Genomic DNA, 16,751 nt, shown 5'->3' with positions numbered 1-16,751 from the left:
GACATTCGTCCGCTCTTCAGTCGTTATAGGAGACAATCATGTTTGCAAACCGAATAATCGTAAACACATGGTTTTTTATGTCCGTCTTTGCTTGTGACGAATGCACATGGTAGCAACGGCACCACTGGTAGCCTTCGGTATTGGGATCGTCGCCGTCGTCCTGTTTCTGGTCGTCTGGGACGTACCGACGTTCATCGGATTGACGCTCTCGGCACTGCTCGTTGGAACGGTTAATGCGATGCTCTTTCCGGGAATCACCGCCGGTGAAATCCCTGACTCTGTCGCGACGGCGTTCGGTGACAACATGGCCAGTGTTGGGATTCCGATCCTGATGGCAGCGGTGATCGGGAAGTCGATGACCGACTCCGGCGCGGCAAACCGTATCGTCCGAACCTTCCAATCGTTCGTCAGCGACCGAAACGCCGACATTTCACTCTGGGTGAGCAGTTCGCTGCTTTCCATTCCGGTGTTTTTCGACAACGTGTTCTATCTTATGGCCCCGCTGGCCCGTGCGATGCGCGCCCGCATCGGGGATAACTACACGCTGTACATCGTCGTCGTCGGTGGCGGTGGCGTCGCGATGCACGCGTTCGTCCCGCCGACCCCGGGTCCGCTTGCGGTCGCACAAGAGATCGTTCCCGACCAGGCGAGTTCGATTCTCGGGCCGACGATCCTCATCGGGCTGGCGGTCGCGATTCCGGCCGCGCTCATCAGCGGGATTCTTTTCGGCCGGTTCATCAATCAGTACATCGATATCCCGCTTCGCGACGCGATGGGAACGACCGTCGAGGACCTCGAAGAACAGGTGGCAAAATCGGATTCGAACCTGCCGTCGTTCGCGGAGTCGGTTCTGCCGGTCGTCGTCGCAGTCGCATTCATCGCCGCCAGCACTGCGGTCAACACGCTCACGGCGGCGTACTCGATCCCCGCGTTAGAAACCGTGCAACCGGTCACCGACTACATGGGCAACGTCAACCTCTCGCTGACCCTCGCCGCGGTCATTGCCGCGCTCACCTACCTGCGCATGGACGACTTCCCGCGGTCGGTCTGGGAGGACGAACTCACCGACGCCCTGCGAAACGGTGGCAACATCGCCGCGATTACCGCCGCAGGCGGTGCGTTCGGTGCCATGCTCGCGGAAGCCGGTATCGGCGACGTGGTCGCATCGACGCTGCAGAACTTCGGTATCGGCATACTCGTAACCGCCTGGCTCATCGCCGCGATCATCCGCGTCGCACAGGGATCGGTCACGGTTGCGATGTTGACGACCGGGGGGATTATGGCACCGCAGGTCTCCTCGATGAGCGTTCATCCGGCGTATCTCGTGATGGCGATCGGCTCCGGGGCCGTCATCTTCTCGTGGTTCAACGATTCCGGATTCTGGATCGTCAAAGAAATCGGCGGACTGACGAAGGCGGAGACGCTGAAAACGTGGACGACGCTCACGACGGTGCTCTCGTTTTCGAGTCTCGTCATGATTCTCGTCTACTCGACGCTGCTCCCGGACCCGTTCGGGTTCGCGTAACCGTCGGTTCCGCTTTCCGACCCAGCACCCGTTCTCGGGACAGCTTATTTAATCCACCGTCCAGTAGGGCGCTGTATGGAAACCGGACTTGTCGTCGTCGAAGACACTCCCAACCACGCCGCGCTGCTCAGCGAAGCCGCCCAGTCCGCCCGCGGTGGCGACGAGGAGACGACCCTGATCGTCCTGGCCTTTGCAACCCCCGAAGAGATCGGTCCGGGCGTCCGCAGGCTCGACTCGATCGGCGAGATCGGGGGCGTCTCCGACAGCACCACCGACGAAGCAGCGATCATCGATGCCGCCGAAACTGAGCTCGAACAATTCGTCCGGCGAACGCTCGATGATCCCGAAATCGACTATACTCCCACCGTCCGCGTTCTCTCGCAGGGCTACGGCATGGGAACGCTCAACGCCGCCGACGAGTTCGACTGCGATTCGATCTTTATCGCCGGCCGCAAGCGCTCGCCGACCGGCAAGGCGATCTTCGGCGACTGGATTCAGCGCGTCCTTTTGAATTTCGACGGGCTCGTCACCGTCTCCCTCGACGAGGACACCGAGACGGCAGCACAGAACTCGTAATCCCTGCCATTGGGACACACTGTCATCGATCATTTTTTATCAACTGACGAGATAGCACGCTGTATGCGCGAGTGGATCGATACCTACGACGAGCGAACCTGGCAAACGACCGACGAAGAATCGGGGACCGTTCGATACGCCCTGATCGGTCTTGGATGGTGGACCATCGACGTTGCGCTCCCGGCGATCGAATCCTCGGAACTCGGCGAGGTTACCGTCCTGGTCAGCAGTTCGAGCGAGAAGGCGGACCGTCTGGCCGCCGAGAACGACGTCGAACGCGGACTCAGCTACGACGAGTTCCACGACGGCGACGCGGCCGACCGGTACGATGCCGTCTACATCGGCACGCCGAACGCCTACCACCTGGAGTACGCTGCAACCGCAGCCAGCCTGGACAAGGCGGTGCTCTGCGAAAAGCCGATGGAGGCCACCGTCGAACGCGCCACTGAACTCGTCGAGACCTGCGAGCGAGCCGACGTACCGTTGATGATCGCGTACCGGATGCACACCGAGCCGGCCGTCCAGCGAGCGCGGGAGTTGATCGAAGACGGCTTCATCGGCGAGCCGGTGTCGGTCTACGGCCACAACAGTCAGCCGCTGCTCGAGATGATCCCCGATCCGGATCAGTGGCGACTCGATCCCGATCTGAGCGGGTACGGAACGTCGGTGATGGATCTGGGAATCTACTCGATCAATACGACGCGGTACCTCCTTCAGCGCGAGCCCGTGTCAGTCCGCTCGAATATGATCTCGGCGCACGAGGCGTTCGACGCCGTCCCGGACGAACGCGCCTCGTCGCTGTTCGTCTTCGAAGACGATATCCAGATGATCTCGACGGCCAGTCAGCACGCTCACGAGGACACGGAGCTCAAGATTACGGGAACGGAGGGCCAAATTACCCTCCAACCGGCGTTCCACGGGGAGTGTTCGATGGACCTCTCGCGGGGTGACGTCTCCATTTCGGTCGAACACGAGACGTTCGATGCCGAAGCGGAGATGAGAGAGGAGTTCGACTACTTTGCCGACCGCCTTCTGGGTGAGCGCGAGATCTACCCGGATGGGCATCACGGACTGGGAGATATGCGGATCATCGAAGCGCTTCACGAATCCGCCGACCGCGGGGATGTGGTCACTCTCGATCTATGACACCGAAGTAGTCTGCTCCCATCCAGCGGCGAACGATCCGCTATCACTTTGGCCTGTTTCGCCCGGAAACTGGACTGTATTCGAATACGGTCACTCCTGCGATTCTTTCCTGTGCCTTCCTGCCTATCGGCTGTCTCTAGCAGTCATTACACACCTAATCGCACGACTACGGTGCGATCAGTGTGAATCGTTGCAGTTGCTCCGATAGCATGTCATTGATCGACTGTCTTTCAGAATGCTATTCATTCATACAGAATCCTATTCTGTAACACTCATCCATTATCGATCGTCTCATTGAGCGGTGGTTTCCCTGACTGAACCGGCCGACTAGTGCCGCGTTTGTGGACGAATCGCTCGATACAACTGACCAGACGCCTGTTCTACATTTACAGTAGTACATCCGTAAGAATCTGTCGAGGGCTTTCGGTACTCCCTGCCCTCTCAAGGATACTTTATCTTTGGCGAGGGACTCTCGATAGAGGCGGTGAAACGCCCCAATAGCCGGTTTCCCTTGTCTCCTTTCGGTTGGTACCTTGTCACACGCGAGTTCTCTGTGTATCGGTCTTTGTTCTCTATAACTGAATGCTATTCGCCTATGAAGACTCATCCCCATCGAGAATGAACGGTATGTTGCTCGCGGCCGAACTCGAGAACGGAGACTGGTGATCTGACAGCGCTCTCTCCACACAATGGCATATGATCGACTCGAACAGGTCGCGAACCGTCGATCGCACTCGGCTAATCGTTCTGTATCGCTCTTTTTTCATTCTGTGCCTCGAAACCTCGTTTTGTGTGTCAGAATAATTTATATGTGATCGACGAGCATGTGACGCATATGGCGGATCCGAAATATCCCGTACGAACCGTCGGGCGAACGTTCGAAATCCTCGAGATCATTCAAGAACTCGACGGAGCTGGCGTCTCCGAGATCGCAGCCCGCGTCGACATCGGCAAGAGCGCCGTTCACAACCACCTGACGACGCTCGAGAACTACGAGTACGTCGACAAGGACGGCGACGAATACCACATCGGTCTCTCGTTTCTCGGCCTCGGCGCGTACGCCCGCAATCGGACGCCGATCTACGACACTGCCCAGTCGCAAGTCGACGAACTCGCCGACGAAACGGGGGAACTCGTCAACCTTCTCGTCGAAAAGAACGGCAAGGGTATCTACCTTTATCAGTCGAAAGGCGAAAACGCAGTCGAACTCGACACCCACGAGGGAAAACGCGTTCGCCTCCACTGTACCGGCCTCGGCAAAGCGATTCTCGCGTTTCGTCCCGACGAAACGGTCGACGAAATCATCGCCGACCAAGGACTTCCCGAACTCACCCCACAAACGATCACCGACCGCGACGCGTTCGACGCTGAACTCGAGGAAATCCGCGACCAGCGATACGCGGTCGACCGAGAAGAGCGCCTCAACGGACTCCGCTGTATCGCCGCGCCGATCACCGACGATTCGGACCGCAGTATCGCCGCTATCAGCGTGGCCTGTCCGGTCCACCGGGTCGATGACGACCGCTTTTACGAGGCCCTCCCCGAGGCAGTACTCGGCGCTGCAAACGTGATCGAACTCGAGTACAATTACTCCTGACATCGCCTTTCTCCATCGCTCTCTCCACCCCACTCTCCCTGACACCCCTCGGCTCTGCGATCGTGCCGATGAAAACGTTCATGATTCCCGACGAGAGTCCCCTTCGTATGGAGGATTATTCGCACACTCCGGTTACCGTTTCGGGAAAGCGTGCCATCGTCGTCGGTGGTACCAGCGGCATTGGACAAGCACTCGCCCTCGGACTTGCCGCCGACGGTGCCGATGTCATTGCAACCAGCCGAAGCGAGGACAAAGTCGACGAGACCGCGACCCTACTCGAAGACCGTGGCGCCGAAACCGCCCGCATCACCTGCGACGTCACTGACCGAGACTCACTCGAACTCGTCCGTGAACGCGCCGAAGAACTGTTCGGCGGTGTCGACATCGTCGTCGCATCGCAAGGCGCGATCTCCCGCGAGACCGTCCTCGGCGTCGACGACGATGACTGGGAGTTCGTCACCGACGTCGCACTCGACGGCGTCCGGCGCGTGACGCAGACCTTCGCACCTGCGATGGCCGAGGACGGCGGCGGAAGCATCATCAACATCTCCTCGCTTTCGGCGCGACTCTCGATGGCGAATCTGCCGGCCTACTCGGCCGCGAAAGGTGGCGTCGAGGCGTTCACCCGCGCCTCCGCAAAAGAACTCGCTCCCGACGTTCGGGTCAATGCGATTGCCCCCGGATTCTTCATCACACCGCAGAACGCGGACACCTACGCCGAAGGAACCGAGAAACGAGCGCGGATCGACAAGCGAACCCCGCTCGGTCGCGTCGGCGAGCGTGAGGAGTTGATCGGCGCGGCGATCTATCTCTCCAGCGACGCCGCCTCGTTCGTGACCGGCGAAGTGCTGACGGTGGACGGCGGCTTTGCGACGAGCGCCCTCTGAACCTGCGTCGAGATCACGCTCTAGTCATACCGGTATCCCGTCTATTCCCGGTTCCGGCCTCGAATTGCCGATTTCTGATCACTCGCTTGCGATCCGCGAGCGGAACTCGGGAACGCCACCGGTATCGATATCAGGAACGCGAAAGAGCGCTCCGGCCCCATCTCCCTCGGTAGCGCGGTCACCGTCGGTGAGCGCAGTCGTGAGATACAGTTCGTCGTACGACGGGCCACCGATGGTGACTGAGGAAACCTTTCGCGCGGGAAGATCGAGTTCATCGACCGCGGTTCCGTCCGGCGCGTATTTGATGACGCGGCCGCCGTTCCACCGGGCGGACCAGATGTATCCGTCTCCGTCGACGGTCATACCGTCCGGAACCCCATCGTCTGGCGGTGTCTCGAGGAGGACGCGGCGGTTCCAGAGTTCGCCGGTGGCCCTGTCGTAGTCGAACGCGTAGATTCGCTGTGCTTCGGATTCGGTGAAGTAGAAGGTCTCGCCGTCGGGAGAAAACCCCATCCCGTTGGCGATGTCGACGGTTTCGACGACGACGGTCGCTGTGCCGTCCGGGTCGAGCCGGTAGAGCTCTCCGAGTTCGTTCTCGCCGGGCATCGTCCCGCAGAAGACGCGCCCTTCGGGGTCGGCGATGACATCGTTGAATCGCGTCTCCGTTTCGAGTTCGGCGACCGTGGTTACGGCGGCCGTCGTCGGGTCGAATCGGAGAACGGTTCCGTGGGTGAACAGGAGCAATGCGCCATCGGCTTCGACCGTGGTCCCGCCGAGCGGCCGCTCGGTCGTTTCGTAGACGAGTTCGCAGTCGTCGGCCGCTGGGTCGTATTCGTACAGCCGTCCCGCCGGGATGTCGACCCAGTACAGCCGGCGCTCGTCCGGGTGCCATATCGGACCCTCGCCGGTGTGGGCGCGGATATCGACAATACGTTCTGGTCGTGCCATATGCTATGTTCGAACAATAGTACATTAAATCTATGGTGAATACGATCCACTCGTGTGTGGTCGTCCTACGGGTCGCTTCTATTCAGAGGTACTCCATTCTATATTTCCAAAATAAAATATTATACTAGCTATCTATACGTATTCCGCCCAGCAGGAGAGATGAAACTACGATAACACTCTCTCACAAAAATATACACTATAATATTCCCTCTGATAGGAACTCGCGAATGGCGTCAGTTACCTCGTCTGGCTGTTCCACCGGGGCGCTGTGTCCTGCTGCAGATACCACCGTTTGACGCGCGTCAGGAAGGGTATTCAGCATTGATTCCGTACGTTTCGGAGCAAGAACGGTATTTTCTTTTCCGTGGATAGATAACACTGGAATTTCGATATTTGGAAGCTTATGTGTGTAATCGGACCGATCAATCCACGAGTGCATAGCGTGGTAAACTGACTCGTGAGGATAGGTCATCCACCGCTTTTCCCAATGATCAACAATAGTAGGGTTATCTTCCAGTGTCGTTTCTCCGAACATTTTGGTCCGAGCGATGTGGCGGACGCGTTCGGATTGCACGCCTTCGTCGAGAACTCGTTTTGCAAGGGCGCTGTATTCTTCTCGTTCGGCCTCCGTATGCGGTTCGGCCATACTGTTGATGAGAACGAGGCCGTTTACTCGTTGCGGATAGTGTTCCGCAAAGCGTAGCGCCATAAATCCGCCCATGGAAATCCCGGCTAATACAACCGACTCGATGTGTAGCGCGTCGAGTAATGCGTTGAGATCGGCGGCGAGATCCTTGAGGTCGTAGGATTCGTTATAGCGGTCGGTTCGCGCTCGCAAGTCGTAAGAGATCGTTCGATAGCTATCCGATAACGCTGCGAGCTGGTGGTTGAATAACGTCCGATCCGTTAGCATGCCGTGGGCAAATACGATCGGCGGGCCATCGCCAGCGTCCGTTATCACGGTAGATGCCCGCTCTCGGTATCTCGCTACTGTTGGGCTCTCTTTTTTCATACGTATCGTATCCAGAGTCAACATTCTACTATATATCAGTTCACTCAAAATTGTTAAATAGAAATATGAATATAAAGGAGACACATCACTGAACTTTTCCCCAATAGCTGATTTTACACCCCGGTCCTGAGTGTATTGCACCGTATTCTACGTTCCTATTGGTTTTCGATAGGAAAGCGCTCTCTTACTCTCGTTCTTCCCTTCTTTCGTATCTAATCAGTCCGATCAGCGATGCGGCTATCTCACCCTCTTGGTTGCGTATCTCGATACTAACGCTGACAATTCCGTAGTCGTCGTTCCAGATCTCTTTTTCAACTATCTCCGTCTTCATCGAAAGCGTATCTCCGGGTCTAACGGGATGTCGCCAACGCAAGTTATCGATACCGAGCGACCCTCTCGCACGAGATCCGTGAATGAAATTCTCGACGAGCATTCGCTGCCCGATCCCCGCGGTGAGGAGTCCGCTCGCGATGAGTCCGCCAAAGGCTGACTCTTCGGCGGCATCCTCGTTTGTATGAAACGGTTGGGGATCGTATTTCTTCCCGTATGCAATGATCTCCTCTTTTTCGACGGTATAGTTGCCGAACTCCTGTGTATCTCCGACGGAAAAATCTTCGTAGAATTTTCCTACCATATCTAATGGTTATCTCCATATGGTATAAACCTAAGGGCGGGTTTTGACCCTCTCGTAATTGTGCGTATTCGATTCTATGAGAACGGTATCGTACCGTTTTCTACCCGCTTACACCCGCTAATTTGCGCTCTGCGGATGGACTCGCGGTCGACTGTGACACATTGGGATCTCTACATTAGAATGGGAGTTCGTCTTCCGCTCGCGGCGGTCTCTCACTCGTCCGTTTGGCTGGCACTCTCGAGATGAGCCTCCAACGTGTCGATCGTGGCTGGTGTCCCGAAGTACGCCGGAACGTGCTGATGCAATCCGTCGGGTTGGATATCGAGCGGCGACCCGCGACCGGTTGACGACCGTCCGCCGGCGGTTTCGACGAGGTGGGCGATCGGATTCACCTCGTACTGGAGTCGAAGATCCCCGTTCGGACTGGCTGTTCGCTCGGGATACCCGAGCAGTCCGCCGTCGACGAGGAGGTGCGCGATATCGCCGACCATCGCACCGGTGTACCGAAGTTTGCATTCGTCGGTTAGCTCCCGCCAGAACGACCGGACCGGCTCGGACCACTCGCTCGTCGTTCCGGCGAATCCGCAGATCCGTTCCCTATCGGGAACGGTCACCGGACGGGAATCGACCATCTCGCCGCAGTCGATCGTATACTGCGTTACAGTTCCGTCGACGGCGGTCGTCATCGTCGTTATCGGTCCGTACAGGAGAACGGCGCTGGCAATCAGATTCCGTCCGCTGGCCGGAAGCGGTGCGTCGTATACGCCAATGACCGTCCCGACGGTATTGTTCGACTGTAGATTCGACGATCCGTCGAGCGGATCGATGGCGACGCTGTATCCCTCGCCGGTTTCTTCGACGCTCTCGCACTCTTCGCTGGCGAACGCACCGACGGCGTCGAGCGGGCTCAATCGCTCTCGAAACCGGCGATTGATCGCCAGATCCGCGACTGATTGGTCGTCACCGCTCGAGTTCTCCGTCGCTGTTTTCCCCCGGTTGGCGGCCGATCGTAACTCCGTCCTGACGGCGGGTGCGATCGCCGCGAGTTCATCGAGGAGTGTGCGTACGTCGGTCAGTGTCATCGATTTCGTCGGGTGTTTTCGGGAGGTGTGGTTGCAGTGTGGTTGCGGTCTCCGTGCCCCTCGTCGGATCGAGTCGAGCCGTTCCATTAGGAGAATAACCGCTTGAGGCGGGCGAAGAGGCCTTTGGAGGGGTCGCCGCCGAGCTGTTCCGTGGATTCGGCGGTTGCCGAACCCGCCTGTTCGGTTTCGGATTCGGCGGTCGCTCCGCTCTCGGACCCGACAGCGCTAACGCCTGTTTCGCCGGCTTCGGCTTGGTGCACCGCTTGATCGATGAGTCCGCCGGCGTCGTTGACGGCTTCTTTGACGGCGCTTTTGATCAGCACGATGTCCGTAAAGCGATCCTGACTGACCGCCGTATCTGCGGCGATGATCGCTGCGTCAGCGGTCTGAACGTCGGTCTCGGTCAGTTCGTTTTCGGCACCCATTGCGCCCTGGACCTCGACTTTGATGTCGTGGCCGCGGTCTTCGGCGGTCGTCTCGAGGTTTTCCGCTGCCATCTGGCTGTGTGCGATACCGGTTGGACATGACGTGACTGCGATGAGTTTCATGGCTGTGTGGTGTCGTGAGGTTGCAGTAGGCGAGTTACTCGTTGAGCTGCGTACGTACTTGCTCTCCGGTGGCTGCGTCGAGTGCGCGCGTTGCGTGCGCGGCCGCATCGTCGGTGTGAATCGATCGGACGGCTGCTTTTACGTCCGGAACGGTGACGGCGCTCATGCTCAGTTCGTCGAATCCCAGTCCGACGAGGAGTTCGGTTAGGTCGGGGTCGCCGGCCATTTCGCCGCACATGCCGACCCACGCATCGTTTTCGTGGGCCGCGTCGACGGTTCGTTCGATGGCGCGAAGAACGGCCGGCTGCGTCGGGTCTCTGAGCGCTTCGACGTTTTCGTTGCCGCGTGCGGCGGCCATCGTGTACTGGGTGAGATCGTTCGTACCGACGCTGAGGAAGTCGACTCGCTCGGCGAGTTCCGGTGCGGCGAACACGGCGCTCGGGGTTTCGATCATCACGCCGAGTTCGGGGACGGCGTGGGCGACGTTTTCCGCGTCCAGTTGCTTTGCAACTGCGCCCACGGTTTCGAGTGCGGCGTCGAGTTCATCGACCGTCGTGACGAGCGGGAACATGACGGCGAGTTCTCCGTCGCCGTCGGCGGCTGCGCGGAGCAGCGCGCGCAGTTGGGTTTCGAAGAGTTCGGTGTCGGAGTCGAGCGAGCGACGGATCCCGCGTTCGCCGAGGAACGGATTCTCCTCGTCGGGAAGGTCGAGGTAGGGAATCGGCTTGTCGCCGCCGATGTCGAGCGTGCGGACGATCACGCGCCCGTCCGGGAACGTCTCGAGGGCGGTCGTGTACGCGTCGTACTGTTCGTCCTCGTCGGGTGGTGACTGGCGGTCGAGGAACAGAAACTCCGTGCGGTAGAGGCCGATTCCGTCCGCGCCCTGTGCTCGGACGCCGTCGAGTTCGGCGGGTTGGCCGACGTTTGCGGCGACTTCGATGGCACGACCGTCGGCCGTGCTTACGGGGTCGGTTCGAACGTCGACCTCGCCGGTGGCCATCGCCTCCTCGCGGTGCTCGTCGCTCGGATCGAGACAGAGTTCGCCGGTTTCCCCGTCGACGACGACGGTCGCCCCTTCCTCGACCTCGTGTAGTTCGTCGCCGATGCCGACGACGGCCGGGAGTGCCAGCGATCGAGCGAAGATCGCCGCGTGGGAGGTTCGGCCGCCGGTAACGGTCGCGAACCCGGCAACTCGGCCCGGATCGAGTTGTGCCGTATCGCTTGGAGTCAGTCGCTCGGCGAGGACGACTGCCCCGTCCGGGAGGTCGCCGAGATCGACCCGTTCGCTGCCGGTGAGCAGCCGAATCAGGCGGTCGCGAACGTCGCGGAGGTCGTCGGCCCGCTCGGCCATCCGTCCGTCCATATCCTGGAACTGCTCGATCGGGTCGGCAAAGGCTCGTTTGACGGCGTGTTCGGCTGGCAAGTCGTTCTCGACGCCGCTCGAGACGCCGGATTCGATCTGCGGGTCGTTGAGGAACTGTAGATGGGCGTCGAACACGTCGGCCTCTTGCTCGCCGACCCGCTCGGCGGTGCGCTCGCGCTCGGCTTCGAGTTCCGCGCGGGCGGCTTCGCGCGCGTCCTCGAACCGTTCGAGTTCGGTTGGCGGATCGACGCTCGTCTCGTCGGGGTCTCCGAGGTCGCTGTCTCGACTGTACCAGACGACCGTGCCGACGGCAGCGCGTGGCGTCGCACCGGTGCCGGTGAGTGTTCGGCGGGACATCTGCTCAGGCATTCGTGTCTGTGGTCGCGTCTGCGTCTGTGGCCGTTGCGTTCTCTCCGCCGAGTTCGTCTTCCGGTGTCGTAAGCACGCGTTCGAGCGCATCGAGCGTCGCCGCTGCATCCGGGCCGTCGGCAACGATCCGGATCTCTTCGCCGTGTTCGACGCCGAGGCTCGTGACGGCGATCATGCTGGCTGCGGGCGTGAGGTCGTCATCATCGTCGGTCGCGTGCGCGATCTGAACGTCGGAGTCTGCGTCGGTGACCGTTTCGACGAACGTGGCGGCAGGACGAGCGTGCAGGCCCGCTTCGGGAACGACTGTAACGACCCGTTCGAGTTCGGAACTCATGCTACCGCCTCCTTGAGAACCGCCTGAACGTCGTCGGGCGTTTCCGCATCGTACAGGTTCTGGCGGACCTCGTCGTGCATGAGCGCACGCGACAGCGTACTCAGGATCGCGAGGTGGTCGTCGGCTCCCGATTCGGGGACGAGAATCATAAAGAGGAGCCGCGCAGGTTCGTCGTCCATCGCCCCGAAGTCGACGCCGTCGTCCGAGCGGGTGACCGCCACCGACGGTTCGGTTACCGCGTCGGTCTGGGCGTGGGGAATCCCGATACCCATACCGACACCGGTCGTCGTCTCTTCCTCTCGTGCGAGCAAGGCCTGCAGCGCGGTTTCACGGTCTTCGACACGCCCTGCGCCGACAAGGAGATCCAGGAGGAACTCGATGTAGCCCCGCTTGTCGGCGGTCGGCGGTTCGAGCGAGATGTGGTCGGTCGGCGCGAGCGTCTCGATTCGGTTCCGGGTGAGTGTGTCGGTCATTGGTTGTAATCCGTGAGTATAGAGCGATGGTAACAAACTTGTCTTAGTCGTTAATTTGTGCCGCTGGCTGTGAACTCGTTCCAGTTTCGGTATCCGTTTCGACGTCGGCAACCGTCCGTTCGAAGTCGGGTTTGATCGCCGTCGCAACGGCCGCGGTCACCGCGGTTCCGAGCGCGATACAGCCGAGGAACGCGAGCCCACTATTCGAGAGGAGGATCACGAAGACGCCGCCGTGCGGGGCCCGCATCGTCACGCCGAGCCACATCGCCGTCGCCGCGGCCGTCGAACTCCCGACCACGGCGCTCGGAATAACCCGAAGCGGATCGGCCGCCGCGTAGGGAATTGCTCCCTCGGTGACGAACGCCAGTCCGAGCGGAATCGCGGCCTTGGCGTTCTCGTACATTTCGGCGGAGTACTTCTGGGGAGCGATGAAGTTCGAGAGCGCCAATCCAAGCGGCGGCGTCATGCCCGCGATCATTACAGCGGCCATCGGTCCGTGGATCTGGTCGCCGACGAGCGCGACCGCGAAGACGTACGCAACCTTGTTGACGGGACCGCCCACGTCGAGGGCCATCATCGCGCCGAGGATCGCGCCCAGGAGCAGGGCGTTTGCGCCCTCCATGTTCTGGAGGAACGTCGTCAGCGCGTCGTCGACGATGGCGATCGGAACGCCGAGCCCGACGATCACGAGCGGGGTCAGCAGCGCCGTCGTGAAGACGGGAATAATCAATACCGGCATCATCGGTTTGATGAAGGACGGAACCGCCCACCCCTTCATCCACCGAGCGACGTAGCCGGCGAGCAGACCGGTCACGAGCGCACCGAGGAACCCGGCGACGGCACCGTCGGCCTGGAACCCGACGATCGTCCCCGCAGCTTCGATGATCCGCTCTTGCTGGATCGTCCACGAGAGGATGAATCCCGGAGCCAATCCGGGTTTGTCCGCGATACCGTAGCTGATGTACGCCCCCAGAACGGGAATCATAATCGTCAGCCCCAGATTACCGATCTCGGCCAGGTACCAAGCGGGCGTCCCGGTCGCTTCGAACACGTTCTCGGTGTTACCGGGGATCATGTACGCCACTGCAAGGAAGATTCCCCCGATCGTGACGAACGGAATCATGAACGACACGCCGGTCATCACGTCCTCCTTTACGGACGTAACGTGCGACCGGAGCGCGTTCTCCGCACTGTCTGTCAATGCCATGCTTCGCTCTGAAGTTCCTACCTATTATTCAAAAGAATTTTCGAGTATGATCGTTACTGTCTCTAACCGACGGAATAAAAGCCCGATCACGCAGAATGAACTCGAAAATCGACTCAAATTCGCTAGTTGTTGCTGATTTGAGACACAATTGATCCCCGTTTGCTGTATCGGACAGTGATCGTTCAGGAATGAACACACGGCGATGAATGGGTCCAAAGCGTTCAGACGTAGTCATTCTTACCGGGAGAAGGGCTCCGGCGATGAGACCGGTACCGATTCGAGTCGCGTTGGCACGTCGTCGAGCGGTGGGACGGTCGTCCCCGGTACCGAGACAACCTGTGCGGCAACGGCGACGCCCGCCCGAAGCGCCTCTTCGTCCGTTGCACCGCGTTCCAGCGCGGCCAGTACCCCTGCGAGTAACGAGTCGCCAGCTCCGACCGTGTCGACGACAGTCGTCTCCAGCGCCGCTGCGTGCAGCAGATCGTCCGGTGTTGCCAGGATTGCGCCGTCGGCTCCAAGCGATGCAACAACGCGGTCGTAGCCCATCGCTTGCAACTGTTCGACTGCGTCGTAACAGTCTTTGAGCGAGTCGATCGAGCGGTCTGTCGCTACTGCGAGTTCTTCTCGGTTGGGTTTGCAGAGCGTGTAGGAAGCGTTGAGATCGCGGAGAACGGTTCCGCCGACGTCGACCGCTGTTCGCCAGTTGCCCGCCCGAGCGATTCGGTCGATGGAACCAGGGCCGAGGCCGGGCGGAAGGCTGCCCCCGATCACGACAGTGCCGGGGTCGTGGTGCTCGATAGTCTCGAGGAGTGTCTCGATCGCGCGTCCGTCGACGGTGGGGCCATCGTGATTGAGCTTGTATTCCGCATCGTCGGTCAGGATCGTGGTGTTGAGCCGCGTTCGGCCCTCGATGTCGACGAAATCGCTGTCGATTCCCTGTTCGGTCAAACTGTCTCGAACGAACCGGCCGAGGAAGTCACCGGTGATTCCGGTTGCGGTCGTTTCGGTGTCGAGTTCGACGAGATACTTCGAGACGTTGATTCCCTTTCCGCCGGGGTCGACGCGTGCGTCGTCGGTGCGTGCGATTTCGCCGTCCTCGGGAAGGTCGGGAATCGCAAGCGTGTGGTCGACTGCCGGGTTGAGCGTGACGGTGACGATCACTGGCCGACCCCCTCGATAAGTTCGACGCCGGCGGCGTCGAACGGCTCGCGCTGACACTCAGAGAGCGTTACGTCGGTGATGAACATGTCCACGTCTTCAACGGATGCGAATTTGACGAAGCTCCGCTTGTCTAGCTTGGTACCATCGGAAACGAGGACGACGCGCGCTGCGTTTTCGATCATGAGTGATTTCAGGCGGGCTTCGTCTTCGTTCGGTGTCATGAGTCCTTCGGACGGATCAACTGCGTTCGTCCCGAGAAACAACAAGTCGAAGTTCGTTCGCTCCATGAACCGCTCTGCGCTCGGCCCGGTCAGCGCCCGCGTCTCGTGGCGAAGCGTGCCGCCGGTCAGTTTCACATCGTTATCTTTCTCTCCGAGTTCTATCGCTAAGACCGGCGAGTTCGTCACCGACAGGAACGATCGGTCGGTCGGGACGTTCTTGGCGACTTGCATCGTCGTCGATCCCGAGTCGAAGAAGACGACTTGATTCTCGGCGATTTCCTCGACTGCTCGCTCGGCGATGACCAGCTTGCTGTCGAGATTTTGCACCTCCTTTTGGCCGTAGGTCTGTTCGCTTCCGACGGTCGTCGCTGGGACGGCACCGCCGTGTGATCGCTCGATCAACTGCCGTTCCTCGAGATCGCTGAGATCGCGACGGATCGTCGCCTTCGAGCAGTCCATCTCCTCGGCGAGTTCGGCGACGGAACACTCGCCGCGCTCGGAGACCACCTCGACGATCTCGCGCTTTCGCATTGCCGGTAACATAGCTGTGCGTTCGTCGGATACTTGCACGGTGACGTTCATATTTGTATCTGGTTTTGATTGTTTCCGCCCGCTATCTGCGTACCAATCAGCGGAACCGGCAGGTCGACCGCACTACGTCGCTATCGCGTGCCAACCGCGTCGAGATTCGGATCCCGAGGATCGTTACTCGGGGAGCGCTTCGTCTGCGGTTGCGCCGTCGAAAACGACCGCTTCGAGCGCGTCGAGGATCCGGTCGGGATTGTCGCGTTGCCAGACGTTTCGACCGACGGCCAGCCCACTCGCGCCGGCGTTCATCGCCGTCTCGACCAGCGAGAGGAACTCGTCGTCCGAGGTTTTCGCGCCGCCGCTGAGCACGACGTTTACGTCACCCGCCGCGTCCACCGCCGTGGCCATTGCGTCGCCGCTGCGGGGATACTTCACCTTCGCAACGTCCGCACCGAGTTCGAGCGCGATACGGGTCGCGTACGAGATCACGTCGGGCTTGCGGTGTTCTTTCAACGCCTGCCCGCGCGGATACGACCACATTGCGACCGGAACGTCGTGCTCGCGGGCCGATTCCTGGACGCTTCTGAACTCCTCGAACATCTCGGGTTCGCGGTTGGTGCCGGGATACACCGTGTAGCCGACGGCGTCGGCGCCGAGTTCGAGCGCGTACTCGACCGAGCAGGTCTGTGGTGAGTACGGTTCGCCCATCCAGAGGCTGCTGGTGCCGTTGAGTTTCGCCAGCAGGTTCACGTCGTCTTCGTAGGAGGGATAGTACGTTTCTGCGAGCCCTTTCTGCACCGCGAACCCGGTGACGGCGTCGTGGGTTGCCATCTCGAAGACGGTCTCCGGATCGAGTCGTTCCGGAACCTCGGAGAAGGCGGTCGGCCCGTGTTCCAACCCGTGATCGTGCGCAAGAATGATCGATTTACCGTCTCGAACGAGGGGTGTCTCGGATAGTGATCGCATTCCATCAGAAGTGCTCGCGTATTGGAACTAAGTAGTACTGAACGTGTTTGTTTTGGGCCATGATAGTCCGATATTATTCCCTATACGACACGTTCTCGGGACCGGTATTGCGATCACTATGAACCAGAAGCTCTTATCCGAGGTATACCGACTTCCCGCCCTATCTGCTGCGAA

At 60.0% G+C, this 16,751-nt stretch carries 17 protein-coding genes; 5 read left to right on the top strand and 12 right to left on the bottom strand.

Annotated features, from left to right (window positions below):
• The first annotated feature begins 106 nt into the window (after positions 1-106).
• From C481_RS00910 to C481_RS00890, 5 genes are all read left to right on the top strand, one after another.
• A complete protein-coding gene (locus C481_RS00910) occupies positions 107-1,525 on the top strand; it encodes a GntP family permease (protein WP_006106860.1) in 1,419 nt (472 codons plus the stop codon).
• 75 nt (positions 1,526-1,600) lie between these two features.
• Positions 1,601-2,101 carry an adenine nucleotide alpha hydrolase family protein gene (locus C481_RS00905; protein WP_006106859.1) on the top strand — a complete coding sequence of 167 codons (501 nt, stop codon included), beginning with the start codon at positions 1,601-1,603 and terminating at the stop codon, positions 2,099-2,101.
• Between the two features lie 63 nt (positions 2,102-2,164).
• Positions 2,165-3,247 carry a D-xylose 1-dehydrogenase Gfo6 gene (gene gfo6 / locus C481_RS00900; protein ID WP_006106858.1) on the top strand — a complete coding sequence of 361 codons (1,083 nt, stop codon included), beginning with the start codon at positions 2,165-2,167 and terminating at the stop codon, positions 3,245-3,247.
• A gap of 835 nt (positions 3,248-4,082) precedes the next feature.
• On the top strand, positions 4,083-4,844 hold the full coding sequence (locus tag C481_RS00895; protein WP_006106857.1) for an IclR family transcriptional regulator: 762 nt from the start codon (positions 4,083-4,085) through the stop codon (positions 4,842-4,844).
• A gap of 107 nt (positions 4,845-4,951) precedes the next feature.
• Positions 4,952-5,731, top strand: a complete 780-nt coding sequence (locus tag C481_RS00890; RefSeq protein WP_193787828.1) for an SDR family NAD(P)-dependent oxidoreductase — start codon at positions 4,952-4,954, stop codon at positions 5,729-5,731.
• Positions 5,732-5,809: 78 nt separating this feature from the next.
• On the opposite strand, the gene C481_RS00885 is transcribed toward C481_RS00890, so the two are convergent.
• From C481_RS00885 to C481_RS00830, 12 genes are all read right to left on the bottom strand, one after another.
• A complete protein-coding gene (locus C481_RS00885; RefSeq protein ID WP_006106855.1) occupies positions 5,810-6,679 on the bottom strand; it encodes an SMP-30/gluconolactonase/LRE family protein in 870 nt (289 codons plus the stop codon).
• A gap of 196 nt (positions 6,680-6,875) precedes the next feature.
• The gene (locus tag C481_RS00880) at positions 6,876-7,691 is read right to left on the bottom strand and encodes an alpha/beta fold hydrolase (RefSeq protein WP_006106854.1); all 816 of its coding nucleotides are present in this window, start codon (positions 7,689-7,691) and stop codon (positions 6,876-6,878) included.
• 184 nt (positions 7,692-7,875) lie between these two features.
• Positions 7,876-8,325: a MaoC family dehydratase gene (locus tag C481_RS00875; RefSeq protein WP_006106853.1), complete on the bottom strand. Its 450-nt coding sequence runs from the start codon at positions 8,323-8,325 to the stop codon at positions 7,876-7,878.
• A 212-nt stretch (positions 8,326-8,537) separates the two neighbouring features.
• Complete coding sequence (locus C481_RS00870) at positions 8,538-9,407, bottom strand: class 1 fructose-bisphosphatase (RefSeq protein WP_006106852.1); 870 nt, start codon at positions 9,405-9,407, stop codon at positions 8,538-8,540.
• 86 nt (positions 9,408-9,493) lie between these two features.
• Positions 9,494-9,955, bottom strand: a complete 462-nt coding sequence (locus C481_RS00865; RefSeq protein ID WP_006106851.1) for a PTS fructose transporter subunit IIB — start codon at positions 9,953-9,955, stop codon at positions 9,494-9,496.
• Positions 9,956-9,989: 34 nt separating this feature from the next.
• Positions 9,990-11,675 (bottom strand): phosphoenolpyruvate--protein phosphotransferase, encoded by a 1,686-nt coding sequence (ptsP, locus tag C481_RS00860; RefSeq protein ID WP_006106850.1) that lies wholly within the window; start codon positions 11,673-11,675, stop codon positions 9,990-9,992.
• Between the two features lie 4 nt (positions 11,676-11,679).
• Positions 11,680-12,021: an HPr family phosphocarrier protein gene (locus C481_RS00855; protein ID WP_006106849.1), complete on the bottom strand. Its 342-nt coding sequence runs from the start codon at positions 12,019-12,021 to the stop codon at positions 11,680-11,682.
• Positions 12,018-12,494, bottom strand: coding sequence for a PTS sugar transporter subunit IIA (locus tag C481_RS00850; RefSeq protein WP_006106848.1), 477 nt, complete (start codon positions 12,492-12,494; stop codon positions 12,018-12,020). The genes C481_RS00855 and C481_RS00850 overlap by 4 nt, the downstream gene beginning before the upstream one ends.
• A gap of 43 nt (positions 12,495-12,537) precedes the next feature.
• Complete coding sequence (locus C481_RS00845; RefSeq protein ID WP_006106847.1) at positions 12,538-13,701, bottom strand: PTS fructose transporter subunit IIC; 1,164 nt, start codon at positions 13,699-13,701, stop codon at positions 12,538-12,540.
• A 237-nt stretch (positions 13,702-13,938) separates the two neighbouring features.
• A complete protein-coding gene (pfkB, locus tag C481_RS00840; RefSeq protein ID WP_006106846.1) occupies positions 13,939-14,862 on the bottom strand; it encodes a 1-phosphofructokinase in 924 nt (307 codons plus the stop codon).
• A complete protein-coding gene (gene glpR, locus C481_RS00835) occupies positions 14,859-15,626 on the bottom strand; it encodes an HTH-type transcriptional regulator GlpR (RefSeq protein ID WP_006106845.1) in 768 nt (255 codons plus the stop codon). Before glpR ends, pfkB begins: the two co-directional genes overlap by 4 nt.
• Before the next feature lie 162 nt (positions 15,627-15,788).
• Positions 15,789-16,577, bottom strand: coding sequence for a class I fructose-bisphosphate aldolase (locus C481_RS00830; protein ID WP_006106844.1), 789 nt, complete (start codon positions 16,575-16,577; stop codon positions 15,789-15,791).
• Positions 16,578-16,751: the final 174 nt, after the last annotated feature.

It is taken from the genome of Natrialba asiatica DSM 12278 (assembly GCF_000337555.1).
Classification (GTDB): domain Archaea; phylum Halobacteriota; class Halobacteria; order Halobacteriales; family Natrialbaceae; genus Natrialba; species Natrialba asiatica.
This window is presented reverse-complemented; position numbering and strand designations above follow the sequence as displayed.